Here is an 18,934-nt window from a genome sequence, read left to right on the forward strand (position 1 = left end):
ACCTGACGTGAAATATGCTCAAAACGACGCTGCTTTTTTTTGCCACCGCGCTATGCGAAATCATCGGCTGCTTCCTGCCCTGGCTCTGGTTGAAGAAGGGGGGATCCGTATTGCTTCTCATCCCGGCAAGCGTCGCGCTGGCCCTGTTTGTCTGGCTGTTAACGCTGCATCCGGCCGCGAGCGGCCGCGTCTACGCCGCTTACGGTGGTGTCTATGTCTGTACCGCGCTGCTGTGGCTACGCGTGGTGGACGGCGTCAAGCTCAGCGCGTACGACTGGGCCGGCGCGCTGATTGCCCTGTGCGGAATGCTGATTATTGTGGCGGGATGGGGGCGGGCCTGAGGCCCCGGTTTTGTGATCGTTAGCGGATTTTATGATCATTATACTTGTATGGTAGTCTGGTTGGTGGGTAAGTTTCCAGCATCACAACGAATGATGTAAGGAAAGGAATTATGAAGATTGTCGCGGCTGACGTGTTTGTTACCTGCCCGGGGCGGAACTTTGTCACCCTTAAAATCACCACCGATGAGGGGATTGTCGGCCTCGGTGACGCTACGCTAAACGGGCGTGAACTCTCCGTGGCTTCCTACCTGAAAGACCATCTCTGCCCGCAGCTGATTGGCCGCGATGCGCACCGCATCGAAGACATCTGGCAGTTCTTCTATAAAGGCGCCTACTGGCGTCGCGGCCCGGTCACCATGTCGGCCATCTCCGCCGTGGACATGGCGCTGTGGGACATCAAAGCCAAAGCGGCCAATATGCCGCTCTACCAGCTGCTGGGCGGCGCATCCCGCGAAGGCGTGATGGTTTACTGCCACACGACCGGTCACACGATTGACGACGTGCTGGAAGATTACGCCCGCCATAAAGAGATGGGCTTCAAGGCGATCCGCGTGCAGTGCGGGGTGCCAGGTATGAAAACCACCTACGGCATGGCCAAAGGGAAGGGGCTGGCCTACGAGCCTGCGACCAAAGGCGACTGGCCGGAAGAGCAGCTCTGGTCCACCGAAAAATACCTCGATTTCACACCAAAGCTGTTCGACGCGGTGCGCAGTAAATTCGGCTTCAATGAGCATCTTCTGCATGACATGCACCACCGCCTGACGCCAATCGAAGCGGCGCGCTTCGGCAAGAGCATCGAGGAATTCCGCATGTTCTGGATGGAAGATCCAACGCCTGCGGAAAACCAGGCCTGCTTCCGCCTCATTCGCCAGCACACCGTCACGCCAATTGCCGTGGGCGAAGTATTCAACAGCATCTGGGACTGCAAGCAGCTCATCGAAGAGCAGCTCATCGACTATATTCGCACCACCATTACCCACGCGGGCGGGATCACCGGGATGCGTCGCATCGCGGACTTCGCCTCGCTCTATCAGGTGCGAACCGGCTCGCACGGCCCGTCGGATCTCTCGCCTGTATGCCACGCCGCCGCGCTGCATTTCGACCTGTGGGTGCCAAACTTTGGCGTCCAGGAATATATGGGCTATTCCGAACAGATGCTGGAAGTCTTCCCGCACAGCTGGCGCTTTGATAACGGCTATATGCATCCGGGCGACAAGCCGGGGCTGGGTATCGAGTTTGATGAAAAACTGGCGGCGAAATACCCCTACGATCCGGCCTATCTGCCGGTGGCCCGTCTTGAAGACGGCACGCTGTGGAACTGGTAAACGAGGAGCGAACGATGAAAAGCGTAGTGATTCAACAGCCGAACGAACTGGTGATTGAAGAGCGGCCACTCCCGGCGCCAGGTGCAGGTGAAGTTCGCGTCAAAATCACGCTGGCGGGGATCTGCGGCTCGGACAGCCACATCTATCGCGGCCATAACCCGTTTGCGAAGTATCCACGCACGATCGGGCACGAGTTTTTTGGCGTGATTGACGCCGTGGGCGAGGGGGTCGACAGTGCCCGTCTGGGCCAGCGCGTCTCGGTCGATCCGGTGATCAGCTGCGGACATTGCTATCCGTGTTCCGTCGGAAAACCGAACGTCTGCACCTCGCTGGTGGTGCTGGGCGTACACCGCGACGGGGGCTTCAGTGAATACGCGGCGGTACCCGCTAAAAATGCCTGGCCTATTCCGGATGACATTCCTGATAAACACGCCGTCATGGTGGAGCCTTTCACCATCGCCGCCAACGTGACGGGGCAGGCCAACCCCATCGAGCAGGACGTCGCGCTGGTTTACGGCGCAGGGCCGATGGGGCTGGTCACCGTGCAGGCGCTGAAGGGCGTCTATAAGGTGAAGCAGGTTATCGTGGTTGATCGCATCGACGAACGCCTGAAAATGGCCCAGCGCAGCGGCGCGGACTGGGTGTTGAATAACGGCGAGCAGTCGCTGCAGGCCGCGCTTGACGAACGGGGCATCAAACCGACGTTAATCATTGATGCCGCCTGTCATCCGGCGATTTTGCAGGAAGCGATAGCTCTGGCCTCTCCGGCGGCGCGCATCGTGCTGATGGGCTTCTCCAGCGAGCCGAGCCAGATTGTCCAGCAGGGCATCACCGGCAAAGAGCTGGCGATCTTCTCCTCGCGCCTCAATGCCAACAAATTCCCGGTCGTCATCGACTGGCTGAAAAAAGGGCTGATCGACCCGGAAAAACTGATCACTCATGCCTTTGACTATCACCATGTAACAGACGCCATTGAACTGTTTGAGAAAGACCAGCGGCAGTGCTGCAAAGTCTTGCTCACGTTCGGGCAATAATCCTTTACGCGGTTAAGAGCCTGCGCAGACAGGCTCTATGTGGTACGCATCTTACCCTTCAGAGATAGCCATTATGACGCAAGCACAACCTCAAAGAACCACTTCCGATCTGGTGAAAGCCGCCGTTTCCGGCTGGCTGGGCACCGCCCTGGAGTTTATGGACTTTCAGCTTTACTCGCTGGGGGCTGCCCTGGTCTTTCACGAGATCTTCTTCCCGGAACAGTCAGCCGCGATGGCGCTGATCCTCGCGATGGGGACCTACGGCGCAGGCTATATCGCACGCATTGTCGGCGCCTTTATTTTTGGAAGGATGGGCGACAGCATTGGTCGTAAGAAGGTGCTGTTTATCACCATCACCATGATGGGGATCTGCACCACGCTGATTGGCGTCCTGCCGACCTACGCGCAGATCGGGATTTTTGCTCCCGTTCTGCTGGTGACGCTGCGTATCATCCAGGGCCTGGGGGCCGGGGCTGAGATTTCCGGGGCCGGGACCATGCTGGCGGAGTACGCGCCGAAAGGGAAACGCGGCATTATCTCCTCGCTGGTGGCGATGGGCACTAACTGCGGAACGCTGAGCGCAACGGCGATCTGGGCGGTGATGTTCTTTGCCCTCGACCGTGAAGAGCTGATTGCCTGGGGCTGGCGCGTGCCGTTCCTCGCCAGCGTCGTGGTGATGATTTTCGCCATCTGGCTGCGAATGAACCTGAAAGAGAGCCCGGTCTTTGAGAAAGTGAACGATGCACAAGCCGTACAGCCGGACACCTCGCTGGGTTCAATGGTGAAAAGTAAATCCTTCTGGCTGGCGACCGGCCTGCGTTTCGGTCAGGCGGGCAACTCGGGTCTGATCCAGACGTTCCTCGCCGGGTATCTGGTCCAGACGCTGCTGTTCGATAAAGCCATCCCGACCGATGCGCTGATGGTAAGCTCCATTCTCGGGTTTATCTCCATTCCGCTGCTGGGCTGGCTTTCCGATAAAGTAGGGCGCCGTCTGCCGTACATTATCCTCAATTTCTCCGCCATTCTTCTCGCCTACCCAATGCTGTCGATCATCGTCGATAAGAGCTATGCGCCGGGGACAATTATGCTTTCCATCATCGTTATCCATAACTTCGCCGTGCTGGGGCTGTTTGCGCTGGAAAATATCACCATGGCTGAGATGTTTGGCTCGCGAAATCGCTTTACCCGCATGGCTATCTCGAAAGAGGCGGGCGGTCTGGTGGCGGTGGGCTTTGGTCCGGTACTGGCGGGGATCTTCTGCAACATGACCGGCTCCTGGTGGCCGATTGTCGCCATGCTGGTGGCCTATTCCGTGATTGGGCTGGTCTCGGCATTCCTGATGCCGGAAGTGCGCGACCGTGATTTGAGCGCGGCGCAAGACGCAGCGGAGTCCGCGCCAGAAGAGAGCGTGGGTTACGGCGCGGTCTCCTCGCGACGCTAATGGTTTATAACTTACGTGACCTGTCACATAACTTTATCTTTATGTCACACCACATGAGCAAAAGTTAATATAAATCAAAATATCAAACGGCAGTATCAGTATGGTTGATGGCAGTTATTTTTTTACCCCAACTGCCATTCTAGTTGGTGTAGTCAGCAGGCGCTGCCGCTTCAGAGGAGCGGCAGCGGTCCACGACTTTCTAATTAACGAGTCTTAATCATGGAAAACACCTTATTACAGGCCAACGCGACGCTGCCTCAGTACGATCGCGACAGCCTTCAACCACGCATTGTTCATCTGGGTTTTGGCGCCTTTCACCGGGCGCATCAGGCGGTGTACGCCGACATTCTCGCGGCTGAGCACGGCAGCGACTGGGGCTACTGTGAGGTTAACCTGATTGGCGGCGAGCAGCAGATTGCCGATCTGAAGGCGCAGGATAACCTCTACACCGTGGCGGAGATGTCTGCCGACGCATGGACATCCCGCGTAGTTGGCGTGGTTAAAAAAGCGCTGCATGCGCAGGTTGACGGGCTGGAAAGCGTTCTGGCGGCGATGTGCGAACCGCAGGTGGCGATTGTCTCGCTGACCATCACCGAGAAAGGGTACTGCCATTCACCGGCGACAGGACAACTGATGCTCGATCACCCGTTTATCGTCGCCGACCTGCAAAACCCGCACCAGCCGAAATCCGCGCCGGGCGTGGTGGTGGAGGCGCTGGCGCGTCGCAAAGCGGCGGGTCTGCCCGCGTTTAGCGTGATGTCCTGCGACAACATGCCGGAGAACGGCCACGTGATGCGCAATGTGACCTGCGCGTACGCCCGGGCGGTAGACGGCGAGCTGGCGGACTGGATCGAGGCTAACGTCACCTTCCCGTCAACCATGGTGGATCGCATCGTGCCGGCGGTCACGCCCGATACGCTGGATAAAATCGAACAGCTGACCGGCGTGCGTGACCCGGCGGCAGTCGCCTGTGAACCGTTCCGCCAGTGGGTGATCGAGGATAACTTTGTGGCAGGACGTCCCGAGTTGGAAAAAGCCGGAGCCGAGCTGGTGTCAGACGTGATCCCGTTTGAAGAGATGAAGCTGCGCATGCTCAACGGCAGCCACTCCTTCCTGGCGTACCTGGGCTATCTGGCCGGTTACCCGCATATCAACGACTGTATGGAAGATGAGAACTACCGCTTCGCCGCGCGTGCGCTGATGCTTAACGAGCAGGCGCCCACGCTGAAAGTGAAGGGCGTTGATTTAGGTCGCTATGCCGATCTCCTGATAGCTCGCTACAGCAACCCGGCCCTGCGCCACAGGACATGGCAAATCGCGATGGACGGCAGCCAGAAGCTCCCGCAGCGTATGCTGGACTCCGTGCGCTGGCACCTGGTGCACCAGACGCCTTTCCCGCTGCTGGCGCTGGGGGTGGCTGGCTGGATGCGTTATGTCGGCGGCATTGACGAGCAGGGTAACGCCATCGACGTGAGCGATCCGCAGCTGGCGGTGATTCAGGCGGCGGTGAACGGAAGTGCGGAAGGCGAAAGCCGGGTCAATGCGCTTCTCGGCATTGAGGCCATCTTTGGTAACGAGTTACCGCAGGAGCCGCGCTTTGTGGCTGCGGTGATGGCCGCGTACCGGTCGTTGCTGCAAAAAGGCGCGAAAGCGACCGTCGCGCAGTACGCGTCTCAACGGTAGTTCAGCACATGCCGCCGTGCGCGGCGGCATGGCTGCGCACAGTTTAGTGCATTCCCAGGCGAATCAGCTCAATCGGCTCGAACTTACCTTCGCATCCTTCCACTTCAACCGTTTTGCTGCGGCGCACCTGCGCGGCATCCAGCCCGTCGCTGTGGATCGCTTTAATCACGCCAGTTTTGCCCGTGCCGCTAATCATGACGCGGCTGCCGGTGGTGATTGCATTGCGGTTACGGTCGTATGTCATCATGGTATTTTCTCCTCTCTAACCTGTTCGTTACGGTGCTATTTCGGGTTATGCCGTTCACGGGGCATATAAATACGCCTGTCCGCGCTTCATGTTTTTGTTTTTGATCAAACTCACACTTTTTTCTTTATTTCGTCGAGCGCTGACGGTTCAGGACGGTAATTTACAAAGTGGACCGTTATTTTCATTAATTGATAGTTTCGACAGGGAAGCGTTGAGGGTTGGTTTATATTCCGGATGTCATCCTGTGTGCAGGAAATAACCCTTTCATTGGAATAAGGAGTCAGGCTTATGTATAAGAACATTTTGATGCCTGTAGACGTTTTTGAAATGGATTTGAGCGACAAAGCGGTTCGCCACGCGGCAAGCCTTGCGAAGGCTGAGGGCGCGTCGATCACCCTGGTCAATATTCTGCCTGCCAGCAGCCGGTCTCTGCTGCGCGGTTTCAACGCCGATATTAAAAAGTTTGAAGAGTATATGACCGCAGAGTCCGGGAAGAAAATGAACGAGTTAAAAAGACTGTTCGATATTGCCCCTGAGAATATTCACAGCATGGTGCGTTTTGGCAACGTCCGGGATGAAATTATCAAGCTGAGCAAGGAGGGGAAATATGATGCGATTGTCATCGGGTCGAAAAATCCGAGCATCTCCACGCATCTGCTGGGTTCAAATGCGGAATCTATTCTGCGCTACGCCACGATCCCGGTGTTAGTCGTTCGCTAATCACCTCGCCGCACCCGAAAGGGGCGGCGCATATTACTCTTCGCTAAACCACTCGCTATTTTCCTGACGAATAAGCTGCACGGATTCGCTAATTTCCTGCAGATGCAGCGTCATCGCTTTTTCCACACCGTCCGGGTCGCGTTTTTCCAGCGCGCTGAAAATATCATGATGCTGTCGGAGCAGCATTTCCGGCGGGGAGACGTGATCGAGGCTCATATAGCGCACGCGGTCAATGGTGGCCTTGATGTTCTCGATGGTGTCCCAGGCCAGCTGACATTCCGCGATCTGCGCCAGCTTCTGGTGGAATTCATCATCAAGCTGGAAGAAATCATTGAGCTGCTTACGGTCAATCGCAATACGCTGCTGGTGCAGGTTCTGCTCCAGCTGGTAACACTGGTTGTCGTTGATAAGCGTTGCGGCGCGGCGCGCCACCGCGCATTCAATGGCCTGGCGAACGAAACAGCCGTTGCGTACCTGAGAGAGTGAAATTTTGTTCACGTAGCTGCCGCGCTGCGGGCGGATCTGAATCAGTCCGTTCTCAGCAAGCTTAATAAACGCTTCACGTACCGGCTGACGGGAAACGTCAAAACGCACGGACACCTCTTTTTCAGAAAGCGGCGTTCCCGGTGGGATCAGGCAATGGACAATATCACGTCGCAAAATGCGATAGATTTGCTGGTTAACGGGCTGGGTGGGATTGAGTTGCGATTCAGCGGCCATGAGTTGTCATTTCTCAGAGAGTTAGCCTGAACATACTACCATTCTTTTATAACCCGAAACAGACCCGGCCCGCAGGCCGGGAAGGGCAGAGTTAGCCACGATGGACGCTAAGTCCGGCAAAACTCTGGCTGACGGGCATCATTTCCACGGTATTGATGTTGACGTGTTTTGGCAGCGTTGCCACCCACCAGACCGTTTCGGTCACATCTTCCGGCGTCAGCGCGTTAGCATTTTCGTAGGTTTTATCCGCTTTCGCGTCATCGCCTTTGAAACGCACGTTGGAAAACTCGGTGCCGCCCACCAGGCCCGGCTCGATATCGGTAACGCGAATGGCGGTGCCGTGCAGGTCGGTACGCAGGTTAAGGCTGAACTGGCGCACAAACGCCTTCGTTGCGCCATAGACGTTGCCGCCCGCGTAAGGCCAGCTTCCGGCGGTGGAGCCAATGTTGATAATGTGGCCGCGGTTGCGCTCGACCATGCCAGGCAGCACCGCGCGGGTCATATAGACCAGCCCTTTGTTGTTGGTGTCGATCATGTTTTCCCAGTCTTCAACGCTGGCTTTGTGGGCGGGCTCCATGCCCAGCGCCAGACCGGCATTGTTGACCAGAACGTCGATGGCGCGCCACTCGGCGGGCAGGTTGGCAATCATCTCTTCAATGGCCGCGCGGTTACGCACGTCCAGCTGCGCGGTCAGGATGCTGTCGCCTAATTCGTCCTTCAGCTCCTGCAGGCGCTCCTGACGACGGCCCGTGGCAATAACCTTGTGCCCGTTGGCGACGAAGCGACGCGTGATGCTTTCACCAAAACCTGCCGTTGCCCCGGTAACTAAAATAATCATCTCACTGTTCCTCAACGCTTTTTGTGTTGTACTAACATAGCACGGCCGCAGAGGGTGCGTTAAGGCAACATTTGTATGACGGCGTTGCTGGGGATGGCGGCCTGGCCTACTCTGGGAGGATACCCGTACTCAGGAGCGAAAGATGACGGCCACGAATCCCTTTTTTGACATCAGCCTGCTGCCTTACCAGGCCCCCCATTTTGATGAAATCACCGACGATCACTATCGCCCGGCCTTTGATGAAGCGCTTCGCCAGAAGCGGGCGGACGTAGACGCCATTGTGTCCCAAACCGCTGCGCCGGACTTCACCAACACCGTGCTGGCGCTGGAGAAAAGCGGCGCTTTGCTCTCGCGCGTCAGCAGCGTGTTCTTCGCTATGACCTCCGCACACACCAATGCGTATCTGCAGGAGCTTGAGGAGCAGTTCTCCACCGAGCTTGCCGCGCTGGCAAACGACATCTGGCTGAATGACACCCTTTTCGCCCGCGTGGAGAGCGTCTGGCAGGACCGTGCCGCGCTGGACGCCGAATCCCGTCGGCTGGTCGAGGAGACGTATCAGCAGTTTATTCTGGCCGGCGCGCGTCTCAATGAAACGGAAAAAGCCGAGCTGAAGGCGCTGAATACCGAGGCGGCGACCCTGACCAGCCAGTTCAATCAGCGTCTGCTGGCTGCCGATAAGACGGGTGGGCTGGTGGTGGATTACGCGCACCAGCTTGACGGGCTCAGCGCCAGCGAGATCGCCGACGCGGCGCAGGCTGCCGCGGATCGAGGGTTAAACGACCGCTGGCTGATCCCGCTTCTGAACACGACTCAGCAGCCCGCGCTTTCCGCACTGCGCAATCGTCAGACCCGCGAAAACCTGTTCAACGCAGGCTGGACGCGCACCCAGAAAGGGGATGAAAACGACACTCGCGAGCTGATCCTCCGCCTTACGGCGCTGCGCGCCCGGCAGGCCCGCCTGCTGGGATTTGACGATTACGCCAGCTGGAGTATCGCCGACCAGATGGCGAAAACCCCGGACGCCGCGCTGGAATTTATGCGCGGCATTGTGCCCGCCGCCCGCGCCCGGGCAGAGCGCGAGCAGGCCGATATTCAGAAAGTGATTGATGACGAGCAGGGCGGTTTCACCGCGCAGGCCTGGGACTGGGCCTTTTATGCCGAGCGCGTGCGTCAGGCAAAATATGCCCTCGATGAATCGCAAATCAAACCCTATTTTGCGCTCAATACCGTTTTGCACGACGGCGTATTCTGGGCCGCAAGCCAGCTGTTTGGCATCCGCTTTGTGGAGCGTTTCGATATTCCGGTGTATCACCCGGACGTCCGCGTCTGGGAAATTTTCGACCACACCGGTGAGGGCATGGCGCTATTTTACGGCGACTTCTTTGCCCGCGATTCCAAGCAGGGCGGGGCCTGGATGGGGAATTTCGTCGAGCAATCCTTCGAGCTTGCTGCCCGTCCGGTGATCTACAACGTCTGTAATTACCAAAAACCGGCTAACGGCGGCGTTGCGCTTCTCTCCTGGGATGACGTGATCACCCTGTTCCACGAGTTTGGCCATACGCTGCACGGTCTGTTTGCCAGCCAGCGTTTCGCCACGCTCTCCGGGACCAATACGCCGCGCGATTTCGTTGAATTCCCGTCGCAGATCAACGAACACTGGGCCAGCCATCCACAGGTATTTACCCACTACGCCCGCCATTACGAAACCGGTGAACCGATGCCGGACGCGCTGCGGGAAAGCATGCTCAACGCGACCCATTTCAACAAGGGTTATGACATGACGGAGCTGCTGGCTGCCGCGCTGCTGGACATGAACTGGCACGGGATTAGCGAAGCCGTTTCGAGCGTAGACGCGTTTGAAGCGGCAGCACTGAAAAAAGAGGGGCTGGATCTGCCCGCCGTACCGCCGCGCTATCGCAGCAGCTATTTTGCCCATATTTTCGGCGGCGGCTACGCGGCGGGATATTACGCCTACCTGTGGACGCAAATGCTGGCGGACGATGGCTATCAGTGGTTTGTCGAACAGGGCGGCCTGACTCGTGAAAACGGACAAAAATTCCGCGAGGCGATTTTGTCCCGTGGTAACAGCACGGATCTGGCTGAACTGTATCGCAACTGGCGCGGGCACGATCCGAAGATTGAACCGATGCTGGAAAATCGCGGGTTGAGCGAATAGAGCGAGTCTCGTCAGAAAAAAGAACCGGGCTTTACGCCCGGTTTTTTTATAGGCTCCAACGTGCTTGTAACGTCTTCTGCAAAAACAGTTTTAATATGTTTTCTTTATAAATAAAACAGGTGAGATTAAAACTTACTTCGAACAGTATATTTAATTAGCCAAGATTAGGCTTTAAATGGATTAATGGTTAATAGTTTGTTCTGGATTGTAAAAATAAAAACCTTTAGCTTCGGATTTTTAGCTATAAATTTTTGTTATTTTGTGCCGATAAATGAAAGTGGCATAAAAATCGACGCAGTAGCAGTTAAGAAGGCGAAAGATGACCCTACCTCTGAACAATCCGGGCTTCACGGATACCGAGCCTTCTAAAGGCCTGATAAATAAAACCTTTACCTATATTGTAACGTTGTTGATAAGTATTTTTATTGCGGCAATAATTTCCCTGCTAATAATAAAAGATAATGTGAATGAAATCAGCGACACGCACGATGAATTTTTGTTAAGGAAAGCCCTGGAGACCCGCCAGGAGAGCATGCGAAGTCATTTGAAAGATAATGCCGAGTGGGGGGATGCCTACAAACATCTTCATCTGAACAATGACGTTCACTGGGCATGGGATAAGCAGAACCTGGGTAAGTCCCTGTATGACAACTTTGGCTACGAAGGGGTGTTTGTTCTCTCTCCGGAAGGGAGTACGCGATACAGCGTGGTTGACGGGAAGCTGAAGCTTCAGGAGCTGGAGCGCTGGTTAGACAAATCAACCAAAGACCGTTTACTCCATGAGTTGAGTATAAAAAAGGGAGTGCCGGTTTCTGTGCTAGCGCTTATCGATTCCGTGCCGGCCATTGTTTCTGCGCAATGGATAACGACGGGCGATGATGCGAGCGTGCAAACCATGCCCGGAAAACCGTCGACAATGGTGTTTATAGACAAGTTAACGGCTAAAAAACTCCTCACGATTGGTCAGGATGACGGCATCCAGAACGTTCGGACTTCATCTGATCCAGCCACTTCTCAAATAAAGAATCAGACGGAATTTACATTAAGCACCCAAAATGGGGATGTGCAAATTATCTGGGACGGTGAAAATCCCGGCCAGGCGTTAATAATTTATTTTTTGCCATTGCTCATTCTTTCCGTCGTTCTGACGGTATCGATGACGGTGATATTAATGCGCCATATTATGCACAAGGCGAGAATGCTTGACGAAAATACGTTTCTCCTTGAGCAGGCGCGGTTGAATCTTATTACGAGTGAAAAAAGATTCCGGGACGTCAGTGAAACAACCAGCGACTGGTTCTGGGAAACAGATTTATCGTTAAGGATAACGTGGCTATCGGGTCGTTTTTCTACAATAACGGGATATGAAAATAGCAAATGGATAGGCCGCAGGTTGGATGAACTCTTTCCGGCGACAGGCGGATTATCACATGACTGCGCCGGGCAGCGGGACTTAACCGAACGCTTTGAATTTAAAAACTGTCCTTATACTCACGCGCAACAAACCACGTCATATTGCACGCTTCTGGCAAAGTTTTCTGCTCAGCCTGATGGAACGGTGGTGTTGCGAGGCGCGGCAACCGACGTCTCTCAGGAAGTTGAAGCAACAAAACGCGTGGAGTTCCTGTCACGCCATGATGAATTAACCGGTCTGCCGAACCGGTATCATATTAAGGAATTTCTGGCTGGCCAGTTGGCGAAAGAAGACCTTAACCGTTATCCGTTTGCCATGATTTGCCTTGATTTAGACAAGTTTAAACCCGTCAATGATATTTTCGGGCACTCCACCGGCGATGCCCTGCTTGGCGAGGTCGCTTCACGTCTTAAAAATTGCGTTCGTCGGGGTGATTTTGTCGCACGGCAGGGAGGGGATGAATTTATGCTTCTCCTCGGCAACACCAGCCAGCAAGACCAGATTGAGGAGGTGTGTCGTCGTATCGTGCAAGAACTTAACCGTCCTTTCGCCATTGAGGGCAATGATGTGGCGATAGGCGTAAGCATGGGCATTGCGCTGGCTCCCCGGGATAGCAGCAGCGCAAACGATCTTCTGCGCTACGCGGATATTGCGCTGTATCAGGCGAAACAATCCGGCAGAAACCGATGGGTCTATTATCGCCCGGATATGTCGGAAAAGTTGACCGAACGCAGGAAACTGGAATTAGAACTCAAGACCGCGATTCGCGAAGAACAGCTCTACCTGGTTTACCAGCCGCGTTATAACCTCCGGTATTCTAAAATTGAGGCCGTCGAAGCGCTGGTACGCTGGCAGCACCCGGCTCGGGGGACCATAATGCCCGATCAGTTTATCCCGCTGGCAGAAGAAACCGGGCTGATTATTAGCCTGAGCAACTGGGTCATACGCAAAGCCTGTACGGAGACGAAAGACAAATTGCCGGGATTATCGGTCTCCGTCAATATTTCTGCTATCGAATTCCAGGCAAGCGATCTTGCCGAAAGAATAAAAGAGATCCTTCACGAAACGGGGCTTGAACCCAACCGGCTGGAAATTGAAGTCACTGAAAACGTTACGCTTTCCGACCCGGAAAAAACCTTGCAGACCATGAAGTCTCTCAAAAGAATGGGCGTCCGCATTCTGATTGACGATTTCGGTACCGGCTATGCCTCCCTGAGCTATCTGCGGAAGTTTCAGTTTGACGGGCTTAAGCTCGACAAGAGCTTTATTTTTACCCTCGGTGACTCGCCGCAGAACCAGTCAGTCGTGGAGAAAATTATCGACCTGGGGAAAGCCTATTCCATGGCGGTAACCGCAGAAGGGGTGGAGACCGTCGAACAGCTGTCTTTTCTGAAAAAAAATAAATGTGATGAAGTTCAGGGCTACCTGCTTGGAAAACCGGCCGCCATTACGGACTTAAATTTAAACGCCAACAGAGTAAATCTCTAAATCGCGCTTTCACTCAGGAAAGCGTAAATGAAAAACCGGGCTTCTCGCCCGGTTTTTGTTATCCGCTCTCCGTTCGTATCCACGATCGTAAACGCCGCTTTCTATCTTACGACCAGGACAGGGCATTTCGCATGCCGAACCACTGCCGCAGCGTTCGAACCCAACAGATACGTCGATATGTCAGGTTTGTGGGAAGCGATGATAATCAGGTCGGCATCGATCGTGTCAGCGAGCTTAAGGATTTGATCTTTTGGAGAGCCCGTCACGGCGTGAGTCTGTATCTTGTCTGGAGGAATTTTGAATTGCTTAACGATTTCATCCAGCTTCGCTAAGGCCGCGTGCTGGAACTCTTTCAGCTTCGGCATTTCAACCGAATAGGCCAAACCTAATGATGAATAATACGGAAGCGATGGAATGACGGTAAGAAAGTGAACTTTAGCTGTGTTAAGTGCTGTATGTGCCTGAACGAAGGGGATAACCATGTGCGTCAGGCTATCCTCCGAAATGTCAATTGGAACCAAAATTGAGTTATACATTTGTCCCTCCTGAGTGTTTTTCACACAATTCAGGGTAGACCGTTAATTTCAGGAAAACAGAGAGCAAGCTGTCATAACGGGGACAAATTTCGGTTATGTGATAGGCGTACAGTCGAACCTGCCCGTGATCTCGTCAACGTGGCGTGACAACGAACAGGGGCATTCGGGGATGAATCTCTCCGCGTCACGGTCCGTTTCTGCAAAACGCCAAAGCCTCAACCGGGCGCAATGCCCGGTACCTTGTTCATATTGCGTGACAGCTGACGGACGCGATAATTTTATTCCCGCCCATATTCCCCATAATCAGATCGAGTAATTTTCGGTATTCCTCCCGGGTCATCACTTCCGCCCGAATTTCGGTTTTACCTTCTGCTTGCGCCGTAGCGGAATAAATCGCTTTCAGACTTAACGTCAACTCTTTCGCCATATTTACGACGCTCTGCCGCACCGCATCTTCATGCTCATCATTGCAGATGATTTTAAGTACATAGCATTTTTCGCCTTCATGGAGCACGGGCAGTTGATTAATTCGCTGCGCGGCTTCGCGAAGCAATATGTTAGCGCAGAGAATAATTAGGCTGGCCATGGCGGCATTCCAGAACTGGCCTAATCCGCACAGTACGCCAATTCCGGCCGAGCACCACAGCGTTGCGGCGGTGTTCAAACCACGAATATTCATTCCTTCACGCATAATGACGCCTGCGCCAAGAAAGCCGATACCGGAGACGATCTGCGCTGCGATACGCCCCGGGCTATCAGGAGAAGTCGATACCGAACTTAAAATGAACACTGCCGCACCCGTGGCAACCAGTGCATTAGTACGAAGTCCGGCCATACGCTGGCGCCACTGTCTTTCCGCGCCAATAATTGCGCCCAGCAGCATCGCTGCGAGCAGATGAGAGATATAAGGGAACATCAGCCTGTCGCCTGTTAACGTTATTAAATAATAAGCGTCAGTGCTTTGCTAAGCACATCATAACGCCGTTTAAATGCTAAACGTGTCAGGACGACGGTGGCGGAAAGAGTGAATGTGTAAACATGAACATGCGATGCCCCACAAATTGAGTGGTTTTACTATTTCGGGATACAATCGCTTAAAGAGGATTGCTGCCCACCGTTTCAGGTAAGCAGCGAGGAAATCGCGCTAGCTTACCTTCGTATCAACAATAAAATAACTTTCCAACGAAGGACTCCTGTGAAAATTTATTGCCAGTATAGTCAGGGTCGATAATGAGTAAAGCGAAAAAACAGCCTCCGTTATGAATTGTTTAAGTTCGCAAGGCATATTTTTTAAGACGTCATCTGATTTTAAAAAATACCCGCTATACTACATTTCCTTTTTTACAGGCGATAACAGACAAAGGCAGGAAGTATGTCTCTTCGTTCGCTGCGGGCATTATGCCTGACAAGTTTTTTCATCGCGGATGTCCGCGATGGCCTCGGTCCTTTTCTCGGTATTTTTCTGACCGAACGCCACTGGGCTCCCGATGATATCGGCATCCTGATGACGGCCGGTGGGCTGGCGGGACTACTGGCCACGCTGCCGGCGGGATTCATCACCGACACCTCACGCAGCAAGCGGACCGTGCTGGCGCTGGTGTGCCTGCTCATCACCCTTAGCACGCTCCTGCTCTGGTTTAGCCAGCAGAGCGCTGTTGTCGCCGTTTCGCAAATTGTCTCCGGCATCTGCGCGGCGTTTGTTGGGCCGCTGATCGCCGGGATTACCCTGGGGCTGACCGGCCAGAGCGGGTTCAGCGCGCAGATGGGCAAAAATGAGGCGTTCAATCACGGCGGCAACTTTGTTACCGCACTGATTGCAGGGGGCATTGCGTGGTACTGGGGCGTCGGCGGAATTTTCCTGCTGATGACCTGTACCACGCTGTTAACGCTCTGTGCGCTGCTTGCCATTCGCAACGGGGATATCGATAACGACGCGGCGAGGGGGCTCTCTTCTTCAGCGAGCCTGCCGGTTCCCGGCTTTGCCGTGCTGATTAAAAACCGGGCGCTGTTCGTGACCGGACTGACGCTGCTGCTGTTTCACCTGGCGAACGCCGCGCTGTTGCCGATGCTGAGCATGAGGGTGGCCTCCGCGCCCGCCTCGATCAACCCCGGTTTGTACGCGGCGGGCACCGTTATCATCTCTCAGGCCGTGATGATCCCCGTCGCCATCTGGGTCGCCCACCGAATAGACCGCTACGGCTACTGGCGCTTAATTATGCTGGCGCTGCTGGTGATGCCGGTGCGCGCAGCGCTGGCGGCGTCTACGGACGCGCCGCTCATGATGATCCCGGTACAAATTCTCGACGGGCTCGCCGCAGGGATCCTGGGCGTCGCGGTACCGTCGTTTATCGTGGTGCTGTTGCGCGGGAGCGGGCACGTCAATGCGGGGCAGAGTGTGGTGATGCTGATGCAGGGGGTTGGGGCATCCATGAGCCCGGCGTTAACCGGCACGATTGCCGGCCATTACTCATTTGCCACGGCATTCAGTGTCCTGAGCGCGATTGCGCTGGTGGCCGTTCTGCTGTGGTGGTGCTTTGCGCACCGGACCTGGGAAACAGACAGTACGCCGGGTGGGGCATAGCCGCCACCCGGCGTCACGCTTACGCCAGTTCGTTAGGGCACGCTTCGCCCTTTTCTAACTGCTGTAGGTTACCCAGCGTGGTTTCTGAAATGCTGATCAGCGCTTCGGCAGTCAGAAACGCCTGGTGTCCGGTAAACAGCACGTTATGACAGGCTGACAGGCGGCGGAACACGTCGTCCTGGATCACATCATTCGACTTGTCTTCAAAGAACAGATCGCGTTCGTTCTCGTACACGTCCATTCCCAGCGCGCCAATTTTCTGGGTTTTCAGCGCTTCGATAGCGGCCTGAGAGTCAACGAGCCCGCCGCGGCTGGTGTTGATGATCATCACGCCATCTTTCATCTGGTCAAACGCCGCCTGGTTAAGCAGGTGGTAGTTCTCCGGCGTCAGCGGGCAGTGCAGGGAGATCACGTCAGACTGGGAGAACAGGGTCGGCAGGTCGACGTATTCCACGCCCAGCTCCAGCGCAGCGGCGCTCGGGTATGGATCGAACGCCAGCAGACGCATGCCGAAGCCTTTCAGAATGCGCAGGGCGGCGACGCCGATTTTACCGGTGCCGATCACGCCCGCGGTTTTGCCGTACATGGTAAAGCCGGTCAGCCCTTCCAGAGAGAAGTTGGCATCACGGGTACGCTGATAAGCGCGGTGAATACGACGGTTGAGCGACATCATCATGCCAATTGCATGTTCCGCGACCGCTTCCGGGGAGTACGCCGGGACGCGCACCACCCTCAGACCCAGCTCTTTCGCCGCGTCGAGGTCCACGTTATTAAAGCCCGCGCAGCGCAGGGCGATATACTTCACGCCCTGTTTTTTCAACTCTTCCAGCACCGGACGACTGCCGTCGTCGTTAACAAAAATGCAGACGCCTTCACAGCCGTGCGCCGTTTTGGCGGTTTTTTCGGACAGCAGAAAGTCGAAAAATTCAAGCTCAAACCCGTAAGCCTCGTTAACATGTTGCAGATACTTTTTGTCGTACTGCTTTGTGCTATATACCGCGAGTTTCATAAGACTTTCTCCAGTGATTTTGCATTCACGTTAGCATGATTAAAATTATCTTACAATTTATAAAATATTATTGAATTCAATAAGTTCTATCAATTATTCTAGAGCATATGTGCACCCTAACTCCATGATATTCATATCCACCGATTTCTTAAGCGGGACTGACACCAGCGACATGTCTGCTTGTTTTACTCTAAGGGGGCTATGGGGGAGACTAAAGTCACAACAAGTGCGTATGTTTTGGTAAGTGGTTTCCCAATGCTTGAAAATATGACTACCTTTAGCTGTTAAAATGACGTAGCTCTTTGAATGTCCTAACATTGAAGGTAGTATTATTACTATCATATTAAAATGACAGGGAGACCGAATGTACAACCATAATCGGGACAAAAGTCATTTCGAAGAGAAAGTCTTAGAGATTGAAAATCTTGCGCAGCGAATTGCCACAAAGCATTTGCTTTATAGTACCGCTGGTATGTTTTTTGAAACTCAACAACTTGTTGCTCACCTGAGAAGGGAGATCGAGTCGCATTGCTTGACCTGGTCAGGCGGGATTCAATTACTTGATGAACAGATACATCATCTTAAGGAACAGGATGATTTACTCACCTTCAATAGAGCTAAGTTATTTATTGTTGTTGAAAAAAACCGGACAACAACGACGACTTTAGCGCTTAAACAGATCGGTTTCGTTGCCGGTGGTGCGCAAGTGTATGGGGGCGCTAGTTTATGCGTCGGTTCGCTGGGTCTGGCCTGTGCTGCGTATGGTGCACCTATGATTACTCATGGGCTAAACAACATGTATGAAAATGGATACTATCTTCTTTATCGTGAAGATCGGTCTGGCACGCTAAGAGATGCTTATCGTTACGCAGCAGCGAAACTCGGCTATGGGAATAATGAAGCTGATATTGTCTATGGAGTAGTTGATATCTCTTTATCAGCCTATGGCGCGGGCAGGAGAGTACTGGCTCCCAGAGAAAAATCCTGGAGTCTGTTTCGCAACATCGAATCTGATTATATCAGAGGATGGCAAGAGGCTTCTAAAACAGCGATGGCTCTGGATATAACCAGTGGAAGCGTCACAGGTTGGCAGATGTACCAGATAGCTAAAGAGAATTAATTATGTCGGAACAATTCGAGTTGTCATTAACCCCACCGATTCTACCTGCCGTATGCTATTTTATTGTATCTATTGTCATTTTTTTCTTGTTGTATCTCGGGAAACTCAAGGTCAACAGGCTTCATAAATATCCTCTGTTCATTGCCTATACGCTATTTGTGATAGCCATCGCAGCCATTCAAATTAACGTTTTTGCCAACGGCTATGAGTTTGTTAGCGGTTTTTTACATATTGATTTTGATCCCTGGCGGTACGACTCGG

The 18,934-nt window shown here is 54.0% G+C and carries 16 protein-coding genes; 10 read left to right on the forward strand and 6 right to left on the reverse strand.

From position 1 onward, the window contains the following. The first annotated feature begins 14 nt into the window (after nt 1-14). From UR289_RS14715 to UR289_RS14735, 5 genes are all read left to right on the forward strand, one after another. The gene (locus tag UR289_RS14715) at nt 15-341 is read left to right on the forward strand and encodes a YnfA family protein (RefSeq protein WP_021241222.1); all 327 of its coding nucleotides are present in this window, start codon (nt 15-17) and stop codon (nt 339-341) included. A gap of 110 nt (nt 342-451) precedes the next feature. Beyond that, the gene (manD, locus tag UR289_RS14720) at nt 452-1,666 is read left to right on the forward strand and encodes a D-mannonate dehydratase ManD (protein WP_063145672.1); all 1,215 of its coding nucleotides are present in this window, start codon (nt 452-454) and stop codon (nt 1,664-1,666) included. A 14-nt stretch (nt 1,667-1,680) separates the two neighbouring features. After that, on the forward strand, nt 1,681-2,700 hold the full coding sequence (locus tag UR289_RS14725; RefSeq protein WP_246947870.1) for a Zn-dependent oxidoreductase: 1,020 nt from the start codon (nt 1,681-1,683) through the stop codon (nt 2,698-2,700). Between the two features lie 73 nt (nt 2,701-2,773). After that, nucleotides 2,774-4,141: an MFS transporter gene (locus tag UR289_RS14730; RefSeq protein ID WP_320710676.1), complete on the forward strand. Its 1,368-nt coding sequence runs from the start codon at nt 2,774-2,776 to the stop codon at nt 4,139-4,141. A gap of 219 nt (nt 4,142-4,360) precedes the next feature. Next, the gene (locus UR289_RS14735) at nt 4,361-5,824 is read left to right on the forward strand and encodes a mannitol dehydrogenase family protein (protein WP_320710678.1); all 1,464 of its coding nucleotides are present in this window, start codon (nt 4,361-4,363) and stop codon (nt 5,822-5,824) included. A 43-nt stretch (nt 5,825-5,867) separates the two neighbouring features. Here the strand turns inward: UR289_RS14735 and ydfZ are convergent, their stop codons facing one another. Beyond that, nucleotides 5,868-6,071 (reverse strand): putative selenium delivery protein YdfZ, encoded by a 204-nt coding sequence (gene ydfZ, locus UR289_RS14740; protein WP_014883679.1) that lies wholly within the window; start codon nt 6,069-6,071, stop codon nt 5,868-5,870. A gap of 288 nt (nt 6,072-6,359) precedes the next feature. Between ydfZ and UR289_RS14745 the strand changes: the two genes are divergently transcribed. Next, a complete protein-coding gene (locus tag UR289_RS14745) occupies nt 6,360-6,791 on the forward strand; it encodes a universal stress protein (protein ID WP_033145406.1) in 432 nt (143 codons plus the stop codon). 33 nt (nt 6,792-6,824) lie between these two features. On the opposite strand, the gene UR289_RS14750 is transcribed toward UR289_RS14745, so the two are convergent. Further along, a complete protein-coding gene (locus UR289_RS14750) occupies nt 6,825-7,511 on the reverse strand; it encodes a GntR family transcriptional regulator (RefSeq protein ID WP_214538361.1) in 687 nt (228 codons plus the stop codon). A 91-nt stretch (nt 7,512-7,602) separates the two neighbouring features. Then, on the reverse strand, nt 7,603-8,349 hold the full coding sequence (gene ydfG / locus UR289_RS14755; protein WP_023292548.1) for a bifunctional NADP-dependent 3-hydroxy acid dehydrogenase/3-hydroxypropionate dehydrogenase YdfG: 747 nt from the start codon (nt 8,347-8,349) through the stop codon (nt 7,603-7,605). A 142-nt stretch (nt 8,350-8,491) separates the two neighbouring features. Here ydfG and dcp point away from each other — a divergent pair, with 142 nt between their 5' ends. Together dcp and UR289_RS14765 are read left to right on the forward strand one after the other, a co-directional pair. Continuing rightward, on the forward strand, nt 8,492-10,525 hold the full coding sequence (gene dcp, locus UR289_RS14760; protein ID WP_320710679.1) for a peptidyl-dipeptidase Dcp: 2,034 nt from the start codon (nt 8,492-8,494) through the stop codon (nt 10,523-10,525). Nucleotides 10,526-10,844: 319 nt separating this feature from the next. Then, a complete protein-coding gene (locus UR289_RS14765; RefSeq protein ID WP_320710680.1) occupies nt 10,845-13,427 on the forward strand; it encodes an EAL domain-containing protein in 2,583 nt (860 codons plus the stop codon). Between the two features lie 101 nt (nt 13,428-13,528). Here the strand turns inward: UR289_RS14765 and uspF are convergent, their stop codons facing one another. Both uspF and UR289_RS14775 read right to left on the reverse strand, forming a co-directional pair. After that, nucleotides 13,529-13,963: a universal stress protein UspF gene (gene uspF, locus UR289_RS14770; RefSeq protein WP_023292544.1), complete on the reverse strand. Its 435-nt coding sequence runs from the start codon at nt 13,961-13,963 to the stop codon at nt 13,529-13,531. Between the two features lie 244 nt (nt 13,964-14,207). Next, the gene (locus UR289_RS14775; protein ID WP_039262658.1) at nt 14,208-14,879 is read right to left on the reverse strand and encodes an MgtC family protein; all 672 of its coding nucleotides are present in this window, start codon (nt 14,877-14,879) and stop codon (nt 14,208-14,210) included. 456 nt (nt 14,880-15,335) lie between these two features. Between UR289_RS14775 and UR289_RS14780 the strand changes: the two genes are divergently transcribed. Beyond that, the gene (locus UR289_RS14780) at nt 15,336-16,544 is read left to right on the forward strand and encodes an MFS transporter (protein WP_320710682.1); all 1,209 of its coding nucleotides are present in this window, start codon (nt 15,336-15,338) and stop codon (nt 16,542-16,544) included. 19 nt (nt 16,545-16,563) lie between these two features. Here UR289_RS14780 and UR289_RS14785 read toward each other — a convergent pair whose 3' ends face one another. Further along, nucleotides 16,564-17,553 carry a 2-hydroxyacid dehydrogenase gene (locus tag UR289_RS14785; protein ID WP_058840686.1) on the reverse strand — a complete coding sequence of 330 codons (990 nt, stop codon included), beginning with the start codon at nt 17,551-17,553 and terminating at the stop codon, nt 16,564-16,566. A 364-nt stretch (nt 17,554-17,917) separates the two neighbouring features. Between UR289_RS14785 and UR289_RS14790 the strand changes: the two genes are divergently transcribed. Then, nucleotides 17,918-18,673: a DUF4225 domain-containing protein gene (locus UR289_RS14790; RefSeq protein WP_320710684.1), complete on the forward strand. Its 756-nt coding sequence runs from the start codon at nt 17,918-17,920 to the stop codon at nt 18,671-18,673. Nucleotides 18,674-18,934: the final 261 nt, after the last annotated feature.

Origin of the sequence: Enterobacter sp. 302C9 (genome assembly GCF_034106085.1) — a bacterium.
In the GTDB taxonomy this organism is placed as follows: Bacteria; Pseudomonadota; Gammaproteobacteria; order Enterobacterales; family Enterobacteriaceae; genus Enterobacter; species Enterobacter asburiae_B.